The sequence below is a fragment of the Nautilia sp. PV-1 genome, from assembly GCF_004006315.1.
Taxonomy (GTDB): domain Bacteria; phylum Campylobacterota; class Campylobacteria; order Campylobacterales; family Nautiliaceae; genus Nautilia; species Nautilia profundicola_A.
Genome location: NZ_CP026530.1, coordinates 1,410,699 through 1,436,814 on the forward strand (window position 1 = coordinate 1,410,699; position 26,116 = coordinate 1,436,814).

Below are 26,116 nucleotides of genomic sequence, written 5' to 3' on the forward strand. Positions count from 1 at the left end.
AACAAAAAGAAAAAAAAAGAAAAGGATATAACTTTAATTTATACCTCTTCTAAGCCGTAGTGTACGTGTTTTTCTTTTTTATGTTTAGAAATCAGATATCTCCAGTAAAGTACCGGAACTACGACAACTGAAAGAAGTGTAGAAGCTAATACACCAAAAATAAGTGCAACAGCCAGACCCTGCCATACAGGATCAAGTACGATTACCATTGATGCAAGTATAATCGCAAGAGCTGTTAAGATAATAGGTCTGAATCTTGTAGCAGCCGCTTCTATTACCGCTTCATTTATAGATCTTCCCTGTTTAAGCAGATCATTGGTAAAGTCAATAAGCAACAGCGAGTTCCTTACAACTATACCTGCTAGGGCAATAAACCCGATCATACTCGTCGCCGTAAAATAAGTTTTAGAATGCCAGAATGCTAATGTAATCCAGTTCATAATGGCATGTCCCGGAAGCACCCCTATAAATGTAAGAGGCACAGCCGCAAGAACGATTCTCGGTACTCTGAAGTTTTTATAATATGCAACCATCAATAAATAAATTAGAATTACCGCAACACCGAATGCGCTTCCGAGGTCTCTGAACACGTCAAATGTAAGTTCCCATTCTCCGCCCCAGATCAAATCGTATGTCTCGCCGGTTTTTAAATCGGTCGCTTTTAGATTAAGTCTAGGATTTCCGTCATATGTTATTTTATAACCAGGTATTCCTTTATCTTTAAGCTCGCTGAATACGTCAAGCAGTGCATATAAACTACCCCTTTTATCCATTTCACCGGTAACCATTACCATCGGTCTTAAATCTTTAGAGGTAATCATACCGTCATATGCCACAGGAACGACTTTTACCACCTCTTTTAAAGGAACAAGTCTGTGTGTCGTCATTGACATAAGTTTTATCTTATCAAGTGCTTCAATGGAATTTCTGGCATTTTTAGCAAATCTTACAAAAATTCCAACCTGATCTTTTTCGCTAGGAATATGCGCAACGCTTACAACCGCACCTCTAAGTCCCATTCCTAAAATTTTAGCAATCTGATCCGTACTTATTCCGAGAAGCGCAGCTTTTTCCCTGTCAGGAATAATTTTATATTTTACAATTTCCCTGTCTCTCATTACATCTATATCAACAACTCTTTTAGTATGTTTGTAAATTTTTTCTATATCTTCCGCAAGTTTGACTCTTCCGTTTTCATCACCGCCGAATACCTGCATTAACAGCGTAGCGATTACAGGCGGTCCCGGAGGGTCTTCTACAAGTTTGATATTTGCGTTATGAAAACTGCACTGTTTTTGAATTATAGGTCTTAAGCGCGAAACCATATCGATTGAGCTCTCTTTTCTTCCTTCTTCCTTAGGATAAAGGTTGACTCTGATTTCACCTATGTTTTCACCTCTTTTCATTGAACTTCCTCTAAGAAGTCCGTTAAAGTCAACTACCCCTGTGATCCCTATAAACTGTTCAAAATCTTTAATCTCTTTTTGCTGGGCCAAAATAGAAGCCACACAGTCGCTGACTTCTTTGGTTGAATCGATAGAGCTTCCTTTTGGCAGGTCTATTGTAATGTTAAATGTGTTTTTATTAGCTGAAGGCAGCATTTTAAAAAGCACTATTTTAAATGCAGGAAGCGCCATAGAACCGAGCAGCAATACGATAAGCCCCGTAAAGAATACAATTCTTTTAGGAGTTGATGTTAATAGAGGGTTTAAGATTTTATAGAAAATTTTATATGTTTTTGTTTTTCTTATGTCAAACGGTTCATGATGCTCGTCTTTTTTGTGTTCAGGCAGGAATTTAACAGATGCCCAAGGCGTAAAAATATACGCTATAACAAGTGAGGCAATCATAGCAATCGGAACGTTAAAAGGAATAGGCTGCATATAAGGCCCCATCATTCCCGTAACGAAAAACATCGGCACGAATGCAAGAATAATGGCCAACGTTGCAATATTTGTAGGGTTACCTATTTCATTTGTCGCATAAATAGCCGCATATTCTCTTGGTTTGTCACCGATTTCAAAATGTCTGTGTATATTTTCGATAACAATAATAGCACTGTCGACCAAAAGCCCAAGTGACAAAATAAGCGCAAACAGAGTAATTCTGTTGATAGTCTGTCCGGCAAGCATACCTATAAACAGCGTAATGGATAAAATAAGCGGAACCGTAAAGGCTACGATCAGCGCTTCTCTCCATCCGAGCATAATAATAAGAAGTATTACGATAATACCCAGTGAAATCAATAAATGGTAAATCAGCTCGTTAACGGCATGGTTGGCTTTTTTACCGTTGTTTCTGGTAATGTAAATATTTACATCTTTTGGAAGGGATTTTTTAAGCTCTTCTGCTTTTTTAATTACATCGTGAGCTACAAATACCGCGTTAGTTCCTCTTTTTTTACCTATGAATATAGTTACCTGGTTTTGTCTTACTCCTACAGGAAATTTATTATCAGCTTTTCCTGTAATTTTAGGATCTTCATAGTAAGCCTGCCCGGCTTCGTAATATGTCTGATGTTTATGCTGGAAATCAACACCGTCAACAACTTTTGCTATATCTTTAATATAAATAGGTCTTCCCATATAATTCGCCACTACTAAATTCGCAACGTCTTTAGGTGATTTTATAAATCCGTCGAATTCCACAGGAATAGAATATTTTTTATTATCAACACCGCCTAAAGGATAATCAACGTTTCCGGCTTTTAAAGCCATTGCGATCTGACCTAAAGAAAGATGGTAAGCAGCCAGTTTCTCAGGATTTATAATAATATTAAACTGTCTTTTATGTCCGCCTTTTATACCTATAATACTTACATTTTTAACTTCGGCTAAAGGTGAAAGCAGTCTTTGAGCCATTCTGTATAACTGGGCATCATTATATTTGGTACTTGATAGAGCCAATGTAACAATCGGAACTTCGTCAATGTCTATCGGTTTAATAAGCGGAGGCATAACGCCTTTTGGCATTTTATCCATATTCTGCATAACTCTGTCATAAAGTTTTGAAATACTTCTGACTTTATCCTGACCGATCTTAAATCTGACAGTTACGATACCGACACTGTTCATAGCCATACCGTATACATGTTTAACGCCGGTCATCGCTTTTAGAGTTCTCTCAAGAGGCTCGACAATAATATTCTGCACTTCCTTGCTGCTGGCCCCCGGATATACAACCATTACGTTAGCCGCCGGTACGTCTATTTGAGGGTTTTCTTCACGAGGCGTAAAAAATACCGCTATAAGCCCCATTAATATAAGTGTTATTGCAATTACAGGAGTCAGCGGGTTTTTTAAAAATGCTCTTGCCAGTTTTCCGGCAATATTTAATGAAAGCTCTTCTTCAATAGCTTCTAATTCTTTTTCTTTTTTTACGACCTCTTCTTCCAAAGCTTTCAGTTCGGCTTCGGTTTCTTTGAGCTCTTCAATGCTGCAAGAAGAGCCTTTTTTTTCTTCAAGCTCTTTTCTTTTAGCGTCGATTTTAGCTTTTAAAGTTTTTAATTCATCCATCGCTTCTCCTATAATTTTTGTCCGTCACTTAAATTTGCAGGCGGATAAAGTATAACTTTTTCTCCTCCGTTTAATCCTTTTACGGCAATTTTATCTTTCACCTGACCTATCTGAGTAACAGGCACAAATCTTGCAATATCTCCGTTTACAACAAACACTCCTACAATACCGCTTCTTGATGTTAAAGCGCTGAAAGGAACAAGTACCGCTTCTTTTTTAGCTATAGTAACTTCTGCTTTCGCATACATTCCTGGAAGCAGGCCTTTTGTAGTTTCAAAAGTATATTTAACTATGTATGAATGTGTGGCAGGATCCGCACTAGGAATAATTGTTGAAACTTTTGCTTTAAATTCTTTTTTGATTGCCGGAACTTTGATAATTACAGGCATTCCAATTTTAAATTTGTCAATATCTTCTTCTTTTACGAAACTTTTTGCTTTAAGGTTATGTATATCGCTAAGAACAAGCACCGGATAACCCGGAAGAGCCATTTCGGCTACTTTTTTCATTTTCATTGTAACAACACCGTCGATAGGTGATTTAACTTTTGCATATTTAAGCTGGTTTCTTGCCATAGCAAGACCCGCTTTTGCCTGTTTAAGCATACCTTTTGCCATATCTACCTGTTTTTTTCTAATATTCATATTTAATGTCATTTTTTCAAAATCTCTTTTACTTACCGCACCGTGCTCGTATAAATTTTTGAATCTTTCATAATCTTTTTTTGCATCGGCATATGCCATCTCAGCCATAAGCACACCGCTTTGTGCCTGGAGCAGCGCCCCTCTTGCCTGATTCAGCATTGAATAAATATCACTCGGATCTACAACAAACAGCTCTTCGCCTTTTTTTACTACATCACCCTCTTCTACATTGATTTTTTTTATATAACCCATTACTCTTGTTGCAACCATAACCTGTGAAGGCGAATATATATTTGCAACATATTCTTTTTTAATATTAATATCTTTTTTTACCGCCGTTGCCGTTTCAAACGCAAACAGTGCAGCAACTAAACCGCTCAAAAGTGCTATTTTTTTCATTTACTCTCCTTTACTAAATCTCCTAATGCCGCTTTTAATTCAGCCGCAGCAAGCGCTTCATCATATTTAGCCTTAATAAGCTCCGCTCTGGCTTTTCTGGCATCCGCCTCTTTCATTAAAAGAATTGTCATATTAATCATTCCCTGTTTATACATATATTCGTATTTTTTAAGTATTTCTTCCGCTAAATCTCTGTTAATAATTTTATTTTTAAGTACAGCCGCTTTTGCTCTCAGGTCTAAATATTTCTGTTCAACCTGAAGTTTTACGCCTTTTTTCATATATTTGTAATAATAAGCAGTCTGAAGCGCTTCGATTTTACTTTTTTCTATTTTGGCTTTTTCGCTGTTATCGAAAATATTATAATTAAGCCCTACAGCCGCCACATAATAATCTTTGTCCGCACTGATGTTATTAAGCTGATTGTCATTCCAGCCGTATTCAAGGTGCGCACCTATTGTAGGATATTTTACAGAAGAATCCATTTTTACTTTTTTCTGCATTGTTTCAACGTTTTTCTGCATCCATTTTAAATCGTTTCTGTTCTGGAGCGCAAGTTTTTCAAGCTCTTTTAAATCCGCATTAGGCGAAACAATCACCTTAAAGTCGCCTACATTGCTTATACTGTCATCCCCGCTTAAAAATCTGAGATAAGAAAGAGCAAGAGCATATTTATTTTTTGCTTCCACAAGCATTGCCGCTACTTCGCTGTCTCTTTTTTTTGCCTGAAGAAGATCAGTATCCGTTGCCATTCCGACTTTCTTAAATTCGGTAATCATTTTTACAAAGCTGCTGGTTGTCTGTTTGGCTTTTTGAAGAGCTTTAATAAAATATTTAGCCGCTACGGCACCGTTATATGCCTTTAACACTTCTATTGCCAGTTTGTTTTTGTCATGAGCATATTTGAATTTATTTGCAAGAACCTGCAGTTTTGCCATTTCTTTGGCATATTTTAATTTAAATCCTGTAAAAATAGGAACTTCATAAACAAATTTTGTTTTGAAATTGCTTCTGCTGCCAGGATAATTCAAATCCTTAGGCTGAATAGCCAAAAGCTGATCAGGAGTCGCTCCGCTCCCCCATGCACTTAAAAAATCTGCAAAACCGAAATCCCTAAAAGTAGCTTCCCTGCTTTCAAGCTTCATGCCGAAAACATACATTGCGTTATTGCTTCTGCTAATCTCTTCGCTGAAAACAAGTTTACCCCAGTCATATCCCTTGGCTGTTTTTAAATCAGCTTTAGCTTTGTCAATGTTAAGCTTTTTAGCCTTTAGCTCCAAGTTGTTATTTAAACTTTCTTTAAGCACGGTATCGAAATTAACCGTTTTAGCTAAAAGCAGACTTGACAAAGCGGCTGAAATAAACAAGAATTTTTTCATACCGCTCCTTTAATAATTTTGTCGAATTTTATCAAATTAAGAATGAATTACTTATGTTATAAGAATAAATTATAAGATTTTTTTTATCTTAATTTTAAAAGTGTAAAAATTTACACATTTTACAATGCAAAACATGTATTTATTTTATGTGTCTGACACTTATAAAAGGAAATAAAGAAATAAGAAAAAGAATTATTTTTTATTTTTTGACATTCTTTTTCTTACTGAAGGATCAAGGTATTTTTTTCTAACACGGATAGACTGAGGAGTAACTTCCACAAGCTCATCGTCTTCTATCCACTCAAGCGCTCTTTCAAGCGTCATTTCAACAGGAGGAACAAGTTTGATAGCTTCATCACTGCCGCTGGCTCTCACGTTTGTAAGGTTTTTACCTTTAATAGGATTAACTTCAAGGTCGTTGCTTCTGCTGTGTTCTCCCACTATCATACCGTTATACACTTTATCACCAGGTTTTATAAACATTCTTCCTCTCTCTTGCAGGTTGAATATCGCATAACCTACGGCAACCCCGTTTTCCATAGAAATAAGCGCACCGTTTTTTCTTGTATAAGGTTTTGTAGTCGCAGGTCTGAAATCTAAAAATGAGCTGTTAAGAACACCCTCACCTTTAGTATCTGTCATAAATTCACCTCTGTATCCGATAAGCCCGCGTGCAGGCATTTCGAATTCGATTCTTGTAGAACCGTCGCTTAAAGGCATCATGTTTTTCATAATTCCGCCACGGGTTCCGAGTTTTTCGATTACCGCACCGCTGTACTCTTCAGGAACGTCAACCACTACGTATTCATACGGCTCTAACTTAACACCGTTTTCTTCTTTGATAATTACTTCCGGACGTGAAAGTGAAAACTCAAAATCTTCTCTTCTTAAGTTTTCAGCAAGGATGGCTATCTGAAGCTCACCTCTTCCTGATACTTTAAATTTACCTTCGCCTAGCTCTTCAATTTTCATTGCGATATTTGTTTCCATCTCTTTAAAAAGTCTGTCTCTAAGCTTAGGAGCGGTTACGTTTTTACCTTCTGTTCCTGCAAGAGGAGAATCGTTAACGCTCATAATTACGCTGATTGTAGGCTCTTCGATATGTAGAGGGTCAAGACCTACAGGATTGTCTTTGTCTGCAATAGTATCTCCGACATCAAGTGCACTGAACCCAGCAATAGCAACAATATCCCCCGCACTTGCTTTATCAATCTCAACCCTGTCAAGTCCAAGAAAACCTAACAGTTTGGTAATTCTGCCGTTTATTTTTTCTCCACTAGCTTTAACCAGCGTTACGCTTTCACCTTTACTTACACTCCCGTTGAAAATTCTTGCAATACCTATTCTACCTACGAAATTATCGTAATCAAGTGTAAATACCTGCATTTGAAGAGGTTTATCCTCTTCACCGGTAGGTGCAGGAATATGTTCCACTATAGCTTCGAATATCGGAGTCATATTTTCATTGTCGTCTTCAAGCTCCCATTTTGCTATACCGTTTTTAGCTGCAGCATAAATAATAGGAAACTCAAGCTGGTCTTCACTCGCACCCATACTTACAAAAAGGTCAAAAACCTCATCCACGACTCTGTCCGGCTCTGCAGCTGGTTTATCTATTTTATTTACTACTAAAATAGGTTTTAATCCCAGTGAAAGAGCTTTTTTTACAACGAATTTAGTCTGAGGCATAACCCCTTCTTGTGCGTCAACAAGAAGCAGAACGCCGTCAACCATTTTTAAAACCCTCTCAACTTCTCCTCCGAAATCGCTGTGTCCCGGCGTATCGATAATATTAATTTTGTAATCGTTCCATTTTATTGCGGTATTCTTACTTAAAATAGTAATACCTCTTTCTTTTTCCAGGTCGTTAGAATCCATTACCCTTTCGCCTAGTTCTTTTCTTTCGTCAAGAGTTCCTGACTGTTTTAGAAGTTCGTCAACCAGTGTAGTTTTACCATGGTCAACGTGTGCGATAACCGCAATATTTCTAATATTTTTCATTAATTGCCTTTTATTCTGAAATTTTTCCGCAATTATATCTAATTATGTTCAATATAGATAACAATAAATATAATTAAAACCATACATTAAAATAAAAAAAATTTATAAACGGACATTTTACTAATATATTTAAAAAAAAATAGATATGATTCGAGCATTAAAAAATTAATCAAGGATTAATATGAGCTCAAAACTAAAAATTGTTTTACTGATAATACTCGCATTTGTTTCCATTCTAGTTCCGGGATACTTTATAATCCAAAATCAGATATACAAACTTGCCGAACAGGAAAATATAGACAAGGCAAGAAAAGCAGCCGACCAGCTTATAGCAATGAGAGGTTATATGGCCAAAATAGCTCCACACGTTACACGAAAAGACAAATCTATTTCAAGATGGGCATGTACTCCTGCATATTCCGGAAGAAACGTCGCTAAAACGGTTACCGAAAAATCAGGTTTTTATATAAAACAGACTTCCTTAAAATACAGAAACCCTCTAAACAAACCAAATAAATATGAAAAAAGAATCTTAAAACTCATTGAAGAAAAAAAACTGCCGGAATATTATGAAATCGGGAAAAATGAAAAAGGAGAACAGGTTATAAGATACGCAAAACCGCTGTATATTAAAAAAGCGTGTTTAAAGTGTCACGGTGTGCCTCACAAAGACGTTCCTGAAAATTTATACAAAGCCCTGGTAAAAGATTACGGACCTGTTGCCTTTAACTATAAAGTAGGAGATATCAGAGGAATCGTTTCAGTGGAAGTTCCAATGACTCAGGTTAAAAAATCTATAGCAAAAACACAGGAAATAATGCTTGTCGGAGGAATTTTAGCTTTAATACTATTTATTGCAATAATAATTATCGCTATTAATATCTTTTTTGAAAAAAACATAATAAAACCGGTTACCGAATACTCCAACGTTTTAACCGCAAATGAAGACGATTTAACTATAACTCTGGACGAAAAAGGTTCAAAAGAAATAAAAGGTATTGCCAAAGCTATTAATAAATTTATAAAAGCATTAAAAGATATTATCAATAAAATCAAATACTCAACACAAAAACTGCTTAACATTACGTCAAATATTTCAAAAAATGCCGAAAACATCGAATTAAACGTTGAAACTCAGACAAACCTCATAAAAAATCTTAACACATATATTAACAGAGTTCAGCAAAGCGTCGACTCGGCAGAAGACAAAGTGGTAAAAACGGTTGACGATATAATCGACACTCAAAAAACACTTGAAATGACAACCAAAAAACTGACAGACGTTGTTAATAAAATACAGCACGAAGTTCAAAATGAAACGGAAATAGCACAGCACATTACAAATCTTGCGGGCCAGTCAAATCAAATCAAAGATATAATTATAATTATCAAAGAAATAGCTGACCAGACAAACCTCCTGGCACTTAACGCGGCAATCGAGGCCGCAAGAGCGGGAGAACACGGAAGAGGTTTTGCCGTAGTGGCAGATGAAGTAAGAAAACTGGCCGAAAGAACACAAAAATCTCTTTCCGAAATAGACGCCGGTGTAAATATCATAGTTCAGGGTATACTTCAGGCCCAGCATACCATAGAACAAAACGTTCAGGAATTTCAAAACACTACAACCGAAACGGACGAACTGATAACGCAAACCAACAGCACCATGGAAAAACTTAACACAACCATACAAAACGCACATATAGCAAAAGAAGAAACGTTAAAAATAAACGAACACATTCAGGCCTTAATAGAAACGGCTCATGGTCTGTTGGAAGAAAGCAAAACGACAGAAGACATCTCAAAAAAACTAAAACAGATTGTAACCGAACTTGAAAGCGTTTCAAACGAACTGAAAAACGAAACAGAAAAATTTAAAATTTAAATTAGGAATAAAAATTGCTTGAGCCTCTTAAAAAAAGGCTCATGCATGTCTATTATTGAAAGTCTTATTTTAAATACAGCCGATGACGGGAGCGTTAAACCTTCAAACGGTTCCAAAGGCAACTTTTTATTGGATTTAATGAAAACATACAAAGACAATCCTGAAGAACTTACTAAACTTTTTAAAAATTTAAATCTAAACGAAAAAGATCTGGACAAAATAACTTTACAGGATAAAGACGCACAGAGCCTAAAAAAGCTTATTGATGATTTAAAACAATCTTTAAAAGAAGAAAAAACCGCTAATTTAAAAGATTTTCCAAAACCAGATATAAAAAATTCAAAAGAAAAATTAAATGAAAAAATCGTCAAAGACATTAAAACTGACTCAACCGAATCGGAAATACTAAAAAAACTCATTAACGAAACACCAATATCCAATAAAGAGCTTGAAGACAAAATAAATAAACTCTTTACTGACAATAAAAAAAATGAATCAGACAACAGCAGTGAAAATATAGCTGAACTAATAAACAGCAATCCAAATACTTCTTTATCAACCGATAAAAACGCTCTGGAAGAAAAGATAGTAAATGTAACGAAAAAAATGATTACTTCCCAGCAGACACTTGAAAATATAAAATTTTCAGAAAATGACGTAAAAGAATTCAAAGAAATAAAAACATTTAAAGAACTTGTGGATTTTGCCAACAAAAAAGAATTAAATATAAGCAAAATAGTTATTTCTTATGAAAAAAATCCTCCTAAACAGAATATTCAGCAATTTCTTCCTAAAAACAAAATAGCTTTAAAAACCGACAAATTAAACAGTTTAAAAAAAGATTTAAAATTTAACAATAAAAACACGGTTTCAAAAGAAACCCCTAAAAACATACTTTCATCTTTAATTAAACAGACCAAAGACACTCTAAAGCCGGAAGAACAGTTAAATATCAACGCTTTAAAAGACACTGTGGCTGACAATAAAGAAAAACACACACAAAGCAGAAACGTTAAAACAGATTCAATTACACAAAACAGCGGTTTCAGTGTCGACCAATTAAAACAAAACATACACAAAGCCAAACAGTCTATTCAGCATTTCAGCAGCAGATTAAAAGAAGCTATTGACAATTATAAACCGCCTATTTCCAAATTATCAATGGAACTTCATCCAAAAGAACTTGGAAAAGTAGAAGTAACTCTTGTACACAGGGGAGACAATTTACAGATACAGATAAATTCAAACAACACCGCCGTAAGTTTTTTACATTCCCAACAGCAGGAGCTTAGACAAAACTTAATTAACATGGGCTTTACCGACGTAAATATGAGTTTTAACCAGCAGCAGGATCAGGGCAATAAAGAATACAGACAAAATCAAAAATTCGGCAATAACAACAGCGAAGAAAACGACGAGCTCATTATAGAAATACCTTACCAATACGCTTAAAACAAAAAACTTCTTTTTTTCTTATTTTGGAATACTAATTGCTTGGTTTATAAAAAAGGCTTATTATGGCAGTAACAAGCGTATCAAACACAACTACCGCTTCAAGCAGCGATTTTGTATACAATCCGAACTCACAGTTAACTTCAGACCAGTTTATGCAGCTGTTTTTAACCGAACTTGAACATCAGGATCCGACCGATCCCATGGATACGGATAAAATGCTTGACCAGACAGCTCAATTATCTACAATGGAAATGAACGACAACATGCAAAAGACGTTAGACAATCTTTCTAATACTCTTCAAGCAACCGGTCAGTTCAGCGCATTGTCAGCAATAGGTAAAATGGGTGATACCGGAAACAGATATATTAACGTAACCGATGAAGATAAAAGCGTAAACTTTGATCTCTATTTCGGAAACGATATAACAAGCGGAAATGTAATAATTAAAGATAAATCCGGAAATATCGTAAAAACATTCCCTCTTGAAGCTCATACAAAAGGGGTTTTAAACTTTGACTGGGATTTAATAGGAGATAACGGACAAAGGGTTCCAAGCGATACTTATGAAGTAACCGCGGATTACACAACTCCTGACGGAAAACAAGAAACAACCGCGCTTGGGGCATATCCTATAGAATCTATCCGTTTTGAAAACGGTGAGCCTTATGCAAAATTAGGAAGCAATTATATTCCGTTCAGTCAGATACAAGAAATTTACCAATGGCAAGAATAAGCTAAAGGGATAAAATGACAACATCTTTTTATAACGGGATTACCGGACTGAAAAGTTTTCAATACGGAATTGACATATGGGGAAATAATATTGCAAATATTAATACCAACGGATATAAAGAAGAAGTTCCTGAATTTTCAACTCTTTTTGCAGACCAGCTGAGTGACCAGCCTATTTCTTCGGATATCGGAATGGGAAGCAGACTTTCATCAACAGCCATAAATTTAAGCCAGGGAAGCCTAATTCAGACAGACAATCCTTTTGATCTTTCCATTAACGGAGAAGGATGGTTTAGCGTATCAAAAGACAATCAGACTTATTATACAAGAACAGGCGCTTTTAAAAGAGACGGAGAAGGATATTTGGTTGACGACAACGGAGATTATCTGCTTGTTGCCAATGCCAATAATCTTATAAAAAATCCGGACGGAAGCTATAGCGTAAACAGAAGTATAAATACAGACAATCTGATTTCCCAAAACACTCAAATGAGCCCTATTTCCCTTCCAAATGACGTAATACTTCCGGCCGTAGCCACTACTGAAGCCACTTTAACCGCTAATTTAAATGATAACAGCGTAATTTCAACTACCACTCCGGCAACAGAAGAAAGTGATTTTAGCGCTTTGTATTCAAAAGACGGACAGGATCTGCAAATCAGAAACGGAGACTCTCTGGTATTCGGATTCGGAAATCCTGCAACATATGACAATAACCTGATATCAACCGATATATGCATTAATGACGATCCGAAAGACGGGAAAGACGCAGTATATGATTTTACATTAAACGGAAAAACTTTTAATATAGATATGCCTGACGGTTCTACAAAAGAAGAAATTCAAGACGCTTTACACAAAGCATTCGATGATGCCGGTATTCAAAACCAGATAACCGATAACGGCATAGAAATTTCTGATCCGAATCAGATAATATTAAAATCCAATAACGTACTAATGCCAAATATTGCGGCAGCTAAAATTTCATACAGTTCAGATCCCCAAAATCAGTATGAATTTTCAACAATCAGCGATTTCAATAATATAATACAGTCATTGGCAAACGACGCATATCCTGATGAAACCAAAGTATATTTAGACAGTGAAGGAAGGATATGCATAGACAATAATTCAGTAAATACAATTAACGCCTATTCTCTAAAAACAGAAGATTCAAATGATCTTTTTATGAATAATTTAGGAAGACTTGGAAATGAGATATACGGACAGACTAGTGCAAAAAGTTACGATTTTCTCCAAAATTCGCAAAGTTTCGGAGGAAACATAATCGAAGCAAACGGGCAAAAAGATACTATGTCTTTAACTTTTACAAAACAGAAAGTATTAAACGGTCAAATTCAATGGAATGGTGAAATATCAATAAAAGATCCGGATTCAAACGTTATATCTACACAAAATTTCGAACTTACATTTGATGAAAACGGCCAACTGCTCTCTCCAAAAAGCGTAAATATAACAGACCCTCAGAATATGACGTTAAATCTCGATTTGACTTCATATGCAAAATCCGACACAGGACCTTCATATTCATATACACAAAACGGTATAGAAGAAGGTTATTTGAATAATTATCAAATCAGCTCAAACGGAAATATCGAAGCTCTTTTTTCAAACGGACAAATGTCCGTACTAGGACAGATACCTGTATACCATTTTCAAAACGATCAGGGACTTGAGAGTATCGGAGGCAATCTTTTTAGAGAAACAGACAATTCAAATAAAGCAATACTTTATACGGACCAAAACGGAAATTATATCAGCGGAAGCTCATTATCATCAAACAGCCTAGAAGCGTCTAACGTTAATTTTTCACAGGCTATGACAGAACTTATTGTAATTCAAAAAGCGTATTCAAGCGCAGCCAAAGCTGTTACAACAAGCGATCAGATGATTCAAAGAGCAATTGATATGAAAAAAGGATAAAAACAGAAGCAAAAAGGAATGATTTTTGCTTGATAAATAAAAACTCAAAAGGATAGCATCATGATGAGAAGTTTATGGAGCGGAGTCAGCGGACTTAACGCTCACCAGGTGGCAATGGATGTCGAAGCAAATAATATTGCAAATGTTAATACCGTAGGTTTTAAATATTCCAGAACCAACTTTCAAAACCTTTTAAGCCAAACTGTAAAAAGCGCAACGGCGCCTCAGGGAAATTTAGGAGGTAAAAACTCCCTTCAGGTAGGTTTAGGTACAAGCGTAAGCGCAGTTGAAACAATGTTTAAACAGGGAAGTATTCAAAATACCGATAAAAATACTGATATGGCTATCAACGGAGACGGTTTTTTTGTAGTAAGCGGAGACGGAGGTAAAACATATAAATACACTAGAGCCGGAGATTTTACTTTTGACGCAGACGGAAATTTTGTCGATCCTAACGGATATATCGTTCAGGGATGGCTGGCAGACCCTGAAACTCATAATATAGACACATCTAGCGGCGTTAAACCTATTTCAATCCCTCCTGGATTAACAACTCCTGCAAATCCGACAAGTAAAATTTCAATTAAAGCCAATTTAAACAGCGGTGATCATATTTCTGAAATGTCAGGAACAAGAGCGACTGTAGATCAGACTGCGGATATTAGCGGCTTATATGACATAAACGGAAATCAAATCAGCTTAACTCCTGATGTTGATAAACTAAAATTCCAGGTCAAAAGACTTGACGGACAGACAGATACTGTTACACTTGTTTATGGCAAAAGTGCTGATGATCATGACGGTAAATTTACAACAATTAAAGACCTTATTGATGAATTAAACTACCATATAACCCATGACAGCAACGGCGCTTCATTAAGCGATACAACCAGTATTCCTCCATCTCAATATACAATTTATTTAAACGGAAACGGACAGATTACGGATCCTTCACCTGCCGGAGACGAAATTACTTTAGATACTACGGTTGTTACAAACCAGGACTTAGTAAACGTATTTAAAGCTATAAACGGTGTTTCAAAAACCACAGGTAATTTAAAAGCTATACAAAACAGCTTTATCGGAGCCGATGACGTTGGAGAACTATTTAATGCAAACGGCGATGCGTTTAACTTAAAAGACGATCAGGGAATTACAGTAAACATTAACGGATTAGGAGAAACAAGAAAATTTATCTATTCTTCAACACCTATTAACGAAACAGAAGGCTGCGGAAGCGCTACAGGATCATATCAGCCTAACAAAAACGTAATAAGCGATTCAAATGAAGGTCTTCACTGGACTTACTACAACGACAATACAAATTCAAGAGCATACTTAAATAACGGCCAGCAGGTAAGTTTCGTGTTGTCTAACGGTGATACCGTAACTTATACATACGGCAAAGACTTCCAGACATTTGACGATTTATGCTGTCTGTTAAATACAGATTTGACTAACAGAAACATCGATGACGTTGTAACTTTCCAGGACGGTAAACTTGTAGAGTCTGACGGAAGCGGAATTACTGACGCTCAAATCAAAGACAGCAACGGAAATGTTATAGCAGCAGACACGACAACACCTATCGGCAGAATGGCTAAAATGTTTGACGGGCTAGACGGAACAAATGCGGAAACTATGCAGTTTTATAAAAACGACGTTTACTATTTCCATGATATACAGGATTTAACATATTTATGGCAGACTGCTGTTGACGACAGCGGAGACCCTGCAAACTCTCCAACAGGAAACAAAGGTATAGTGTCTATTAACAGCGACGGTAAGCTTGATATTAAAAACACTTCTTCAAACTCATTCAATATTACTGTTGCAGGTTATCCTGATGATGACAAAGACAATCAGCTATTTACAGATGTATTTTCACCTATAAACGGAAGCGTTGCGGCAGGAGGCGATGCTATATCTCAGGCAATGAATGCGGCAGTTCATACTACAAGTATAGACGTATTTGACTCTCTAGGAAGCAAACATACGCTAACGCTTCATTTCAGAAAAACACATACTTCTACAAATCCAAACGATCCGACTGTTTGGAAATGGTATGCGGAAACACCTGAACCTAGTACCCTTGAACAGCCGGCAAGCGGATATGTGAAATTCAATTCAGACGGTAGTATAAACTCATACAATCCGCCAAGCCTGATATTCAATCCGAATAACGGCGCAAGCGCCGGACAGGCTATTCAGCTTGATTTCGGTTCTATGGGTAAATTTGACGGAATAACCTCTTTTGAAGCGCCAAGCGCTACAAGCGGACAGACTCAGGACGGTTATCCTGGAGGGGATTTGCAACAGCTTGTCGTAGACCAGACAGGTACCGTAATAGGCGTATTTACTAACGGAAGAAGCTATTCATTAGCACAGGTTGCATTGGCTAAATTTGTTAATAATGAAGGGCTTATGAGTGAAGGAGGAACTCTGTTCAGCGCTTCACCAAACTCAGGAGAACCTATTATCGGTACGGCGGGTACCGGAGGAAGAGGATCCATTCAGCCGAGCTCTCTTGAAATGAGTAACGTTGATTTAAGCAGAAGTTTAACACAGCTTATAGTCATACAAAGAGGTTTCCAGGCAAACTCTAAAACAATAACAACTTCAGACCAGATGCTTCAGACTTTATTACAACTAAAACAATAATGCTATAATTCGCTAAAAGTCTTTCTTTTAGCGGAGTTACCATGCAAAAACTGTTTGAAAAAAATATTAAATTTTTTTATGAAAATTTACCTCACTATTATGACCTTATAAAAAATCTAAAACATAGAAATTTTTATATAAAAGATGACAATCTTTATGATACTAACCACAACAAAGTATATCCTACATCTATAACTGGAGATTCTAAACAGTTTGCACACATTCCTACACATAATCCTCTGTGGGAAAAAGATTTTTTTTATATACATCCTTTTTACTGGAAAAAAGATTTTAATATAACGGGGGATATCATAAACTCCCTTTTCGAAAAGGCAAAAACACTCGATTCTTATACGCATGATGGTTTCTATTTTGACAAAAACTTCTTGCCCACCACGATCATTTACGGACTGCTCGCCGGAAAACATATTGACCTGCTTGTAAACAATTATGAATTCCAGTCACTGTTTATATATGAGCCTAATCCTGAATTTTTTGCAGTCAGCCTGTATTATATTGATTATGAAAAAGTGTATTCAAAATTAAAAGACAGATTTTTTTTGTGGGTAAAAGGACATATCGATTATTATGCGATTCAAAAATTTTTCCATGAAAGAAAAATAACATCGACATTTTTCAATCTCGAACTGACGACTTACAAACATCCTTTAATGGATGACGCAAAACTGAAATTCGAAGAAGTCAAACAGACCAAATTAAGAGGCTGGGGAACGTTTGAAGATGAATACAGAGGAATAAAAAACCATTTAAAAAACCTAAATAAATACCGTACGTTCAAACCCGGAAAACAGCCTAAAAAAATTCCGGTATGCATTGTAGCAAACGGTAAAAGTTTGGAAAAAAATATTGATTTTATTAAAAATAATCAAAATTCTATGATTATCATAAGTGTCGGAACGGCTATAAAACCGCTTCTAAAAGCCGGAATACACAGCGATTTTCATATAGAACAGGAAAGAATAGAAAACCTGGATGATATATTAAAAGACACGCTTCCGAAATATAACGGTCATTTTATAGGGGCAAGCGTAGTCAAACCTGAAGTATTTAAACTGGCAAAAAATCCCCTGATGTACATGAGAGAAGCCTTTACGCTTTCTCCTAAAGAATATGTAATAAAAGGCTCTTCCCCTATAGTCGGAAACGCCGGATTTGCATTTGCCTCTAATATAACTAATGAAATATATCTCTGCGGTATGGATTTAGGTTTCAGATTAAATGAAAAAAAACATGCTTCCGGAAGTTATTACGATACAACAGACGATAAAGAAGAACAGGGAATTAAAGTTAAAGGAAACTTTTCTGACGATATTTATTCTAATTCTCTGCTTCTTTCATCTAAACAGAATATCGAATTAATGATAAAAAAATTAAAAATAAAAGTTTATAATTTAAGCGACGGAGCATATATTGAAGGAAGCATTCCTCTAAAAAACAAAACCCTGCCGGGTATAAATAAACAAAAAGCCCTCAAAGAAATACTGAAAAATTTTAAAAACACATCGTTTAGTATTCCGCAACTAGACTTAAATAAAATTTTGCTGCCTATAAGCAATACACTGAATTTTGAAATAAAAAGCTATAAAGACTTAACCGGAGTCGTTGATTTTATCAATGATAAACTAGATGAAAGTTTTCTTTACCATCCAAATGAATACACCCTTATAAGAGGTTCCATTTATCATATTCTAAACAATTTCTATATCACCTCTCACAAAGTAAAAATAAAAGAAATACCGGAACTAATAAAAGTAATACAAAACCAGCTGCCTCTTTATCAGAAAAAAATCAACACTCTGCTCTCTGATTTCTAACATTTAAAAAAAATATTTATTTTTTTTATTTTTATAAGCTCTTTTTCCAAACTTTCAAGCACATCATCCGCATTTTCCCTTGAATATACCGTTTTAACTACAAACGTACTTTCTAAATTCTGAACTATACTAAACTCAAAAGATTTGACCGTATCGTATATTTCTCTCGCTCTTTCACATGCTTTTACCTCAATATCATTAGATACTATTACAAAACTTCCTCCTTTATATCGTGCAAAAAGTTCTTCTTTTTTTAAAACAGATTTAATTAAAGAAACAAGCTCTAATAAAGTAATATCCCCAAAATGATGCCCGTAAAATTTATTAATATTCTTAAATCCTCTTATATCAAACATTATAAGAGAAAAAGCTTTATTGTTTTTTAATTTTTCTTCAATAACCTCTTTTAATTTTTCTTTATTCAACGTACCGGTCAGTTTGTCATAATCTTTGTTCAAATCATGTAATTTATTTTTTTGCAGAAACTTCAGTTCGTTTTTTAAAGAGTATATCCATAAAAGCACCATAATCATTAAACTCGTAAATATTAAAAAATAAAGAAAAATCTCATTTGATGTAAAAAAATATTTCTTTACGGGAGTAATATACCTTTCATAAATAGCTTCTTTTTCATTATATGTTATTTCATCTATCGCTTTATTTATTTTAGGAAGAAGATAAGCATATTTTTTTGAAAGCATAAATCTTACTTTAAACTTAATCGGTATTTCCCCGGCGACTTTTAAATTATTATACTCGTATTTGTTTATTTTGTATGCAACAACAGGCAAAATATCTACAGCACCGAATACTTCGGAATTATTTACCATTTCCAGCGCCTTGTCAGTGGATTTTACAAAAATATAATTAAGATAAGGATAATTCTTCATCATCAGTTTAGCAGCTGTAAAATTATCACCCAATGCAATCTTTTTATTTTTTAGAAAATTAATTTCAAAAATAAAACCTATATTATTTTTAGTAGCTATAACCAGAGGATAAGTAACATATGGCTTTGAAAAAACAGCATATATTTTTCTGTCATCGGTAATACCGGTACTTACCGTTAAAGCGGCTTTGTTATTTTTAATATTTTCTAAAACATCGCTCCATTTTTTTACAACTTTAAATTTATATTTTATACCCGCTTTTTTGGCCACAAGTTTCCAAAAATCTATTCCGATACCCTGCAGTCTGCCCCCGTAAATCATATTAAAAGGTTCCCAATTGTCTGTAGTAACTACGGTTATAATATTGTTGTTTTTTGCGGCATAAGCAAACTGTAATAATATAAAAATCAAAAAAACTCTTACAATCCCCAAAGTTTCCCTACCCTTTCATAATTCCAAAAATTAACGGCATCTTTTTTTTCACACCACCCTCTTCTGGCCTGATAAATACCGTATTTAATATTTTTATAATTTCCGGTTATTATTATTTTTACCCCGCATTCAATGGCTTTTTTGATTAATATATCGCTTAAATCCAGATATTTCGGATTGGAATTAACTTCCATCACCACATTATTCGAATATGCTGCGTTAAAAACCTCATCCCAGTCCAAATCCACACCGGCATCTGTCAACACTTCTCTTAAAGAAGGTCTCAATAAAATATTGATTTTTTTTGAATTCAATACTTTAAGATACCTTTGCGTCTGATCTTTAGCAGAAAGCTCAGTTTTTTTCATTAATGCGGCGATAATATCGGCATTATTCAATACATCCTCTGGAATTTCAAAATCCCCGTTTTCATCCACACTTACTTCAGCCGCTGTGATTAATTTAATATTTTTACTGTTTTTAAGCGTTTTTACTTTATTTATAAGTTCATACCTGTTCGAAACGTTAAGTATCAGATATTCTTTGTTTACTTTTACAAAATCATCTATGTATTTTTTAACCTCATCCATGTCTTTAACCGTACACATATATCCTTTTATCTCTTCTTCTTTTATAAGTTTCGGCAACGCATTGATTCTCGATGCTTCTATTTCCCCTCTGTTCTCTCTCAGTTCCGGCTCTATATAATTAAGTCCCACGCTTTTATATATATCGCTTTCTTTTGACGAAGCGATTTTTTCATTACCTTTATAAACACCGTATTCATTAATTTTAAGGCCTTTTTCAATAGCAAGTTTTCTAATTTCTATATTATGTGCTTTTGAACCGGTAAAATAGTGTAAAGCCGCCCCGTAGCTGTCTTTGGCAACGGCTCTTAAATCAATCTGAAGGCTGTTGTCAAGAAAAACGGTAGAACGCGTCAGCCCTTTTGAATAAATCTCTTTAACCCTGTGGAATTTAACAAAATAATCGCTAACCCGCTGATAGTCATCTGCTATAACCAGAATGTCCAAATCCCCCACACTCTCTTTTTTTCGTCTAAAGCTTCCTGCTATGTCCACAATCTGAACGCCTTTATAATCCAAAAGATATTCCCGCATTTCATATGCTATATTTTCTACATCCGCCCATAAAAACCTTATTCCGGCTTTTTTCAGCTGTTTAAATCCCTTTAGTATTTTTTCTATAAGTTTAGGGCCGAAACCCGGAAGTTTTTCAAGCTCGCCGCTTAAAGCGTACTTTTTAAGTTCGTCCATATTTTTTATACCGAACGTTTCATAAAGAAGTTTTACTCTCTTTGGCCCCAGCCCTTCGATACTTAAAAGCTCGGCAACCCCCTGGGGTATTTCTTTTTTAAGCTCTTCTAATTTATGAAATTTTCCTGTTTTTACTATTTCTTTTATATACTCGCTTAAATCGTGGCCGATACCGGGAAGCTTTGTTAAATCAAAGCCTTCGTTAACAAGTTTGTTAAAGTCTTTTGCAGAATTTTCTATTATTCTTGCGGCATTTCTGTAGGCTCTTACCTTAAACGGGTTTTCACCTTTAATCTCAAGCAGATCAGCGGTTTTTGAAAGTATACCTGCAATTTCTTTATTGCTTATCATTTATTTCCTCTAGCTTTTTAATAATATCGCCTTTATAAGGCAAAACTAAAGTTTTTCTTTTACTTGTTTCGCCTTTTATTTCTATTTCGCTTTTGGCAACTTTAAACTGTTTGCTTATAAATTTAATCAGTTCTTTATTTGCTGCCCCTTCTACCGCTGGAGCTTTTATATTAATCTTAATCGTATCGTCTCCGTATAATCCGGCTATTTTGTTTTTTGAAGAATTAGGCTGGGCTTTAACATAAATATGTATTTTTCCATTTTTAATTTCATAAAACATTGTCCGCCTTTTATTTTTTATATGATATTATTCAATTATATTAAAAAAGGAGAAAAAATGAAAAAATTTATTTTCACAATCATTTTAGGGGTTTCTTTGAATGCAGGGGTTTATACAAATCAGCTGATTAAATGTATGGTTAAAAACACCACTCCTCAAAACATTACAACTCTTAAAAAATGGATGTTTTTTGCTTTTGCACAGGACAGCGACCTAAAAAAATATGCAAAAATCTCTCTTAAAGACAAAAAAGAAGTCAATAAAGAAATGGGGAAATACGTAACAAAACTTCTTACAGACAAATGTGCCGCAGAACTGAAAAACGCCGTAAAATACGAGGGTGCGAAATCTATCTCAATAGCTTTTGAATATTTAGGAAGAATAGCGGGTTCGGCAATCACTTCTTCACCTGATGTAAAACTCTTTTTCAGTGATCTGACTAAATACGTTGATATGAAAAAACTTGACAAGATTTTAAAATAATTTATTAATAAATAAAAGGAATAAGCTTATATGTCTTAGACATATATTCCTTATAACCTTTGTCTTTTATCCACAGATTTTCTTCATAATTCATTTTAAAAATCATATCTGAAAAAACAATCATCCACAAAATAAACTGTGTCCAGGAAATATCAAATAAAAAAAGTCCGAAAGTCATTAAAATTACCGAAAGATACATAGGGTGTCTGATATATTTGTAAATTCCGTGCATTATCAAAACGGAATTTTCTTTTATATCCGGTCTTATATTTATATTTGAAGGAGGATTGTAATATAACGCGGCTATACCTATACAAAAACCGGCCAAAAACACCGCAGCCCCGGTAAAAGAAAAATGAAAATGCAGTAAAACGTTTACAAACATTAAAAAAGACACAAAAAACTGAATAAACACAAGAATATAACTAATCAATTATACTGTCCAAAATACGCTTTATATTTACAATGTTTTTTATATATGTGGGTTTTGCCTTTTTTAATACGTCTTTTATTTTTTCAGGCTCCGTTATTACGATATTTTCAACTTCTTTATACAGGGCTTTTTGATTAAATATATATTTTCCGCTGATTACCGGTTTAATAAAATATGCCGGTTCAACAGGATTGTGTCCTCCGACGTTGTCCACAAAACTTCCGCCTAAAATCACAATATCCGCAGCCGCGTATAAATTTACAAGTTCTCCCATTTTATTCATTAAAATTAAATCGCCGTTTAATTCGCATTTGTCGTTTTGAGTTTTTAAATCCGTTGCCTTTATTGTTTGTCCATACTTTTTCATAAGTTCATAAACCTCTTCAAATCTTTCAGGATGTCTTGGCACTACAACAACCTGATATTCGTTTAAAGGCAGATTGTTTAAAATAAGCTCTTCTTCGTTTTTATGGGTTGAAGCCACCACTATTAAAGGTTTTTGTTTAATATATTCCGTAGTAATAGCAGGTTTGAAGTATGTTTTAATATTTCCGACAACTTCTACGTTTCTGGCACCTAACTCCTGAAGTCTTTTTTTATCTTCCTCGCTCTGTGCTAAAACCGTATCTATATTTTCAAATATTTTTTTGTAAAACCATTTGAATTTTAAATACTTTGGATAACTTTTTTCGCTTATTCTTGCATTTAAAAGAACCGTTTTAGAACATCTTCTTTTAGCAATAAAAAACAGCATATACCAAAGTTCCGCTTCCATTACAACCAGTGTTTCACAGGGTTTAATCCAAAAAGGCAGAAAAATCTCATATGGAAGAAATCTCACATCGGCGTTTTTATATTTTTTTGCTTCTTCATATCCCGTATTCGTAATAACGCTTATATTTACCTTGTCAAATTTTTCTATAACGGGTTTTAACGCTTTGGTCTCTCCTAAAGAGCATGAATGAAACCAGCAGTGTTTTTCATTAAAAGGAGGATTTTTATATAAAAAAAATCTTGCAGGAATCGATTTTTTGTATTTTGTTTTAAAAGAAAGAATAATTAAAAAAGGAAGAGAAATAAAATAGATAATTAAAGAAAAAAAGTAGTAAAAAAAAGTAAAAAACACTTTTTATTCTTCGTTTACTTTATCTTCTTCTTCTATATAAAGAACTCTTCCGCAGTGAGGACACGTCACTATTTCTTCCCCTTTTATAACTTCAGAGAATATTTTGTCGTTTATTTTCATATTACAACCTGTGCATGCCTGTTTTTTTACAGGTGTAACTGCGGTAATTCCAGCCCATCTTTTTATTTTTTCATAAAACGCGTAAATTTTCGGGCTCATCTGTTTTACAAGTTTTTCTTTTGCTTTATAAATTTCTTCTTTCTGTTTTTCAACGGTTTCAAGTTTTTTAGCCACATCCATGCTCAAAATCGTAATTTCGGCTTCAAGTTTCTCAATTTCTTCCTGAATCGATTTTTTTTCTTCTTCTTTTAATTCAAGCTGTTTTTCAAATTTTTCAATTTCTTCGTTAGCGACTTCAATCTGTTCTCTTGCCAGTTCTTCTTCGATCTGTAAGGCTTTAAATTCTTTTTCGCTTTTTACTTTTGCCTGTTTTTCTTCAATATTTTCAAGTTTTTCTTTAAGTTCAGCTATCAAAAGCTCGTTTTTGCCTCTTTTTAATTTTATATTTTTAATCTCTTCTTCAAGTTTTTCAAGTCTCTCTTCTAAAAGATTTTTCTGATTTTCAAGTTTAAGCAAAGGAGCTTTTATACCCGCTTCTACCGGCTCTAATTCAGTAAGTTTTCTTTCAAGTCTGTTTAATTCAATAAGCTGTTCAAGAAATTTGTTCATTCTCTGCCTTTTTTAAGTGGAATTATAACATAATTATATATTTGAAAATTTTGCAGTTGAAAATAGAAAATGCCTTATTTAATTATAAATAAACGGATTTTTTGAATTGCTTTTTATCACCTCAACGGCTAAATCTTTTAACTCTTTTCCCATGATATCGGCAAAAAATTTTTCACTTTCATAATGTCCTATATCTATCAGACTGACGCCTCTTACTTTTGCGTCCATGGCTTCATGGTATTTGATGTCCCCGGTTAAAAACAGGTCGGATTTAACATAAGGAAGCAGCGACATTCCGGCACCTGTAGTCAGAGAAACAGTTTTTATAAAATTATGGTATTTTACCGTTTTTAAACATGTTAAATTTAATCTATTTCTTATTTCTTCGGCAAATTCGCCAAAAGGTTTATTCACTTCTGCCCTGTAAATAAAATCAAAACTTTCTCCCTTTAACCCCAGTATCTCTTCAGCTACAAAACGGTTTAGATGAGTTTTGTCAAAATTTGTATGCATAGCTATAAAAGAAATATTTTTTTGAATAAGCTTAATCAGCAGTTTTGTGGAAAAAGAAGTCGGAATCACATTTTTAAGAGGTTTAAAAATAAGCGGATGATGTGCTATTATCAATGAATTTTCATCCGCATTTTCAATGACTTCTTCATCAAGATCCAGTGTTAAATACACCTTTTCGATCTCATTTTCGTAACTTCCGACCAGCAGTCCGCTGTTATCCCATTCCTCCTGCAACTCAAAAGGACTGATTTCATTTAAAAAATCATAAATCTTTTTCAGTTTCATAATTCTCAATTCTCCATTCTCATTTCTCAATTCCAACGTATGTTTCGGCAACGCCTTTTGCAAGCTCCCTGATTTTTAAAATATAGTTTTGTCTCTCAGTCTGGGAAATCGCTTTTCTTGCATCAAGCACGTTGAATATATGGGATGCCAGAATAGTATAGTCATAAGCCGGAAGAGGAAGATTTGCTTCAAGACATCTTTTGGCTTCATTTCTCGCATCTTCAAACCATCTGAAAAGCATCTCTACATTTGCAACCTCAAAGTTGTATTTAGAGAATTCATACTCGCTTCTTTTATGCATATCCCCGTATGTTGTATTTTCGTTCCATTTAATATCATATACATTGTCAACACCCTGAAGATACATTGCAAGTCTTTCAGTTCCGTATGTAATCTCTACAGGAACCGGAAACGTTTTAAGTCCTCCAACCTGCTGGAAGTAAGTAAACTGCGTAACTTCCATACCGTCAAGCCATACTTCCCATCCAAGTCCCCATGCTCCTAGAGTCGGAGACTCCCAGTTGTCTTCTACGAATCTTACGTCGTGTTCTTTAAGATTAAGCCCTAAATATTCAAGACTCTCAAGATACATCTCCTGAATATTATCCGGGCTCGGTTTCATTATAACCTGAAACTGATAATAGCTCCCTAAACGGTTAGGGTTTTCTCCGTATCTTCCGTCTGTAGGACGGCGGCTTGGAGCCACATACGCAACGTTCCAAGGCCCTTTGTCAAGGCTTCTTAAAAGAGTCGCGGGATGAAACGTTCCCGCACCGCTTGGAAAATCGTAAGGCATTACTATATTGCATCCTTTGTTTTTCCAAAATTCCTGAAGTTTTAACAGTAAATCGCTAAAATACATATCAATC

At 34.8% G+C, this 26,116-nt stretch carries 19 protein-coding genes; 7 read left to right on the forward strand and 12 right to left on the reverse strand.

All coding sequences use genetic code 11. The features are described from left to right. Window positions 1-38: 38 nt before the first annotated feature. From C3L23_RS07515 to typA, 4 genes are all read right to left on the reverse strand, one after another. Window positions 39-3,515 carry an efflux RND transporter permease subunit gene (locus tag C3L23_RS07515; protein WP_127681393.1) on the reverse strand — a complete coding sequence of 1,159 codons (3,477 nt, stop codon included), beginning with the start codon at window positions 3,513-3,515 and terminating at the stop codon, window positions 39-41. A gap of 8 nt (window positions 3,516-3,523) precedes the next feature. Then, window positions 3,524-4,558: an efflux RND transporter periplasmic adaptor subunit gene (locus C3L23_RS07520; RefSeq protein WP_127681395.1), complete on the reverse strand. Its 1,035-nt coding sequence runs from the start codon at window positions 4,556-4,558 to the stop codon at window positions 3,524-3,526. Further along, complete coding sequence (locus tag C3L23_RS07525; protein WP_127681397.1) at window positions 4,555-5,937, reverse strand: TolC family protein; 1,383 nt, start codon at window positions 5,935-5,937, stop codon at window positions 4,555-4,557. Before C3L23_RS07525 ends, C3L23_RS07520 begins: the two co-directional genes overlap by 4 nt. 192 nt (window positions 5,938-6,129) lie before the next feature. Then, window positions 6,130-7,938, reverse strand: coding sequence for a translational GTPase TypA (typA, locus tag C3L23_RS07530; protein WP_127681399.1), 1,809 nt, complete (start codon window positions 7,936-7,938; stop codon window positions 6,130-6,132). A 181-nt stretch (window positions 7,939-8,119) separates the two neighbouring features. Between typA and C3L23_RS07535 the strand changes: the two genes are divergently transcribed. The 6 genes from C3L23_RS07535 to C3L23_RS07560 all read left to right on the forward strand — a co-directional run bounded on the left by C3L23_RS07535 (window position 8,120) and on the right by C3L23_RS07560 (window position 18,448). Next, complete coding sequence (locus tag C3L23_RS07535; protein ID WP_127681401.1) at window positions 8,120-9,820, forward strand: methyl-accepting chemotaxis protein; 1,701 nt, start codon at window positions 8,120-8,122, stop codon at window positions 9,818-9,820. Between the two features lie 45 nt (window positions 9,821-9,865). Beyond that, a complete protein-coding gene (locus tag C3L23_RS07540) occupies window positions 9,866-11,272 on the forward strand; it encodes a flagellar hook-length control protein FliK (protein ID WP_127681403.1) in 1,407 nt (468 codons plus the stop codon). Between the two features lie 65 nt (window positions 11,273-11,337). Continuing rightward, a complete protein-coding gene (locus C3L23_RS07545; RefSeq protein ID WP_127681405.1) occupies window positions 11,338-12,009 on the forward strand; it encodes a flagellar hook capping FlgD N-terminal domain-containing protein in 672 nt (223 codons plus the stop codon). 14 nt (window positions 12,010-12,023) lie between these two features. Further along, on the forward strand, window positions 12,024-13,952 hold the full coding sequence (locus C3L23_RS07550) for a flagellar hook-basal body complex protein (RefSeq protein ID WP_127681407.1): 1,929 nt from the start codon (window positions 12,024-12,026) through the stop codon (window positions 13,950-13,952). 60 nt (window positions 13,953-14,012) lie between these two features. Then, on the forward strand, window positions 14,013-16,613 hold the full coding sequence (locus C3L23_RS09675; RefSeq protein WP_127681409.1) for a flagellar hook-basal body complex protein: 2,601 nt from the start codon (window positions 14,013-14,015) through the stop codon (window positions 16,611-16,613). Between the two features lie 41 nt (window positions 16,614-16,654). Then, entirely contained in the window at window positions 16,655-18,448 is a 1,794-nt protein-coding gene (locus tag C3L23_RS07560) for a 6-hydroxymethylpterin diphosphokinase MptE-like protein (protein WP_127681411.1), read from the forward strand. Here C3L23_RS07560 and C3L23_RS07565 read toward each other — a convergent pair. The 3 genes from C3L23_RS07565 to C3L23_RS07575 are packed head-to-tail and all read right to left on the reverse strand — an operon-like array spanning window position 18,445 to window position 21,678. Further along, entirely contained in the window at window positions 18,445-19,749 is a 1,305-nt protein-coding gene (locus C3L23_RS07565) for a diguanylate cyclase domain-containing protein (RefSeq protein ID WP_127681413.1), read from the reverse strand. The genes C3L23_RS07560 and C3L23_RS07565 overlap by 4 nt on opposite strands. Before the next feature lie 8 nt (window positions 19,750-19,757). Continuing rightward, a complete protein-coding gene (locus tag C3L23_RS07570) occupies window positions 19,758-21,398 on the reverse strand; it encodes a helix-hairpin-helix domain-containing protein (protein ID WP_127681415.1) in 1,641 nt (546 codons plus the stop codon). Then, window positions 21,385-21,678, reverse strand: a complete 294-nt coding sequence (locus C3L23_RS07575) for a DUF167 domain-containing protein (protein ID WP_127681417.1) — start codon at window positions 21,676-21,678, stop codon at window positions 21,385-21,387. The genes C3L23_RS07570 and C3L23_RS07575 overlap by 14 nt, the downstream gene beginning before the upstream one ends. 57 nt (window positions 21,679-21,735) lie before the next feature. Here C3L23_RS07575 and C3L23_RS07580 point away from each other — a divergent pair, with 57 nt between their 5' ends. After that, on the forward strand, window positions 21,736-22,161 hold the full coding sequence (locus tag C3L23_RS07580; protein WP_127681419.1) for a hypothetical protein: 426 nt from the start codon (window positions 21,736-21,738) through the stop codon (window positions 22,159-22,161). Window positions 22,162-22,165: 4 nt separating this feature from the next. Here C3L23_RS07580 and C3L23_RS07585 read toward each other — a convergent pair whose 3' ends face one another. From C3L23_RS07585 to glyQ, 5 genes are all read right to left on the reverse strand, one after another. Next, window positions 22,166-22,594 (reverse strand): isoprenylcysteine carboxylmethyltransferase family protein, encoded by a 429-nt coding sequence (locus C3L23_RS07585; RefSeq protein ID WP_127681421.1) that lies wholly within the window; start codon window positions 22,592-22,594, stop codon window positions 22,166-22,168. Then, window positions 22,587-23,720, reverse strand: coding sequence for a lipid IV(A) 3-deoxy-D-manno-octulosonic acid transferase (waaA, locus tag C3L23_RS07590; protein ID WP_127681423.1), 1,134 nt, complete (start codon window positions 23,718-23,720; stop codon window positions 22,587-22,589). Before waaA ends, C3L23_RS07585 begins: the two co-directional genes overlap by 8 nt. Before the next feature lie 3 nt (window positions 23,721-23,723). Then, window positions 23,724-24,449, reverse strand: a complete 726-nt coding sequence (locus tag C3L23_RS07595) for a zinc ribbon domain-containing protein (protein WP_127681425.1) — start codon at window positions 24,447-24,449, stop codon at window positions 23,724-23,726. A gap of 78 nt (window positions 24,450-24,527) precedes the next feature. After that, a complete protein-coding gene (locus C3L23_RS07600; RefSeq protein WP_127681427.1) occupies window positions 24,528-25,247 on the reverse strand; it encodes a Nif3-like dinuclear metal center hexameric protein in 720 nt (239 codons plus the stop codon). Between the two features lie 19 nt (window positions 25,248-25,266). Beyond that, window positions 25,267-26,109 carry a glycine--tRNA ligase subunit alpha gene (glyQ, locus tag C3L23_RS07605; RefSeq protein ID WP_127681429.1) on the reverse strand — a complete coding sequence of 281 codons (843 nt, stop codon included), beginning with the start codon at window positions 26,107-26,109 and terminating at the stop codon, window positions 25,267-25,269. Window positions 26,110-26,116 lie beyond the last annotated feature (7 nt).

Excerpts from the sequence above, each read along its gene's own strand:
- glyQ (WP_127681429.1), bottom strand. The coding sequence starts at position 26,109 with ATGTATTTTAGCGATTTACTGTTAAAACTTCAGGAATTTTGGAAAAAC.
- C3L23_RS07545 (WP_127681405.1), top strand. The coding sequence starts at position 11,338 with ATGGCAGTAACAAGCGTATCAAACACAACTACCGCTTCAAGCAGCGAT.
- C3L23_RS07550 (WP_127681407.1), top strand. The coding sequence starts at position 12,024 with ATGACAACATCTTTTTATAACGGGATTACCGGACTGAAAAGTTTTCAA.
- C3L23_RS07535 (WP_127681401.1), top strand. The coding sequence starts at position 8,120 with ATGAGCTCAAAACTAAAAATTGTTTTACTGATAATACTCGCATTTGTT.
- C3L23_RS07515 (WP_127681393.1), bottom strand. The coding sequence starts at position 3,515 with ATGGATGAATTAAAAACTTTAAAAGCTAAAATCGACGCTAAAAGAAAA.
- C3L23_RS07600 (WP_127681427.1), bottom strand. The coding sequence starts at position 25,247 with ATGAAACTGAAAAAGATTTATGATTTTTTAAATGAAATCAGTCCTTTT.
- C3L23_RS07575 (WP_127681417.1), bottom strand. The coding sequence starts at position 21,678 with ATGTTTTATGAAATTAAAAATGGAAAAATACATATTTATGTTAAAGCC.
- typA (WP_127681399.1), bottom strand. The coding sequence starts at position 7,938 with ATGAAAAATATTAGAAATATTGCGGTTATCGCACACGTTGACCATGGT.
- C3L23_RS07525 (WP_127681397.1), bottom strand. The coding sequence starts at position 5,937 with ATGAAAAAATTCTTGTTTATTTCAGCCGCTTTGTCAAGTCTGCTTTTA.
- C3L23_RS07580 (WP_127681419.1), top strand. The coding sequence starts at position 21,736 with ATGAAAAAATTTATTTTCACAATCATTTTAGGGGTTTCTTTGAATGCA.
- C3L23_RS07595 (WP_127681425.1), bottom strand. The coding sequence starts at position 24,449 with ATGAACAAATTTCTTGAACAGCTTATTGAATTAAACAGACTTGAAAGA.
- C3L23_RS07540 (WP_127681403.1), top strand. The coding sequence starts at position 9,866 with ATGTCTATTATTGAAAGTCTTATTTTAAATACAGCCGATGACGGGAGC.
- C3L23_RS07560 (WP_127681411.1), top strand. The coding sequence starts at position 16,655 with ATGCAAAAACTGTTTGAAAAAAATATTAAATTTTTTTATGAAAATTTA.
- C3L23_RS07520 (WP_127681395.1), bottom strand. The coding sequence starts at position 4,558 with ATGAAAAAAATAGCACTTTTGAGCGGTTTAGTTGCTGCACTGTTTGCG.
- C3L23_RS09675 (WP_127681409.1), top strand. The coding sequence starts at position 14,013 with ATGATGAGAAGTTTATGGAGCGGAGTCAGCGGACTTAACGCTCACCAG.
- C3L23_RS07570 (WP_127681415.1), bottom strand. The coding sequence starts at position 21,398 with ATGATAAGCAATAAAGAAATTGCAGGTATACTTTCAAAAACCGCTGAT.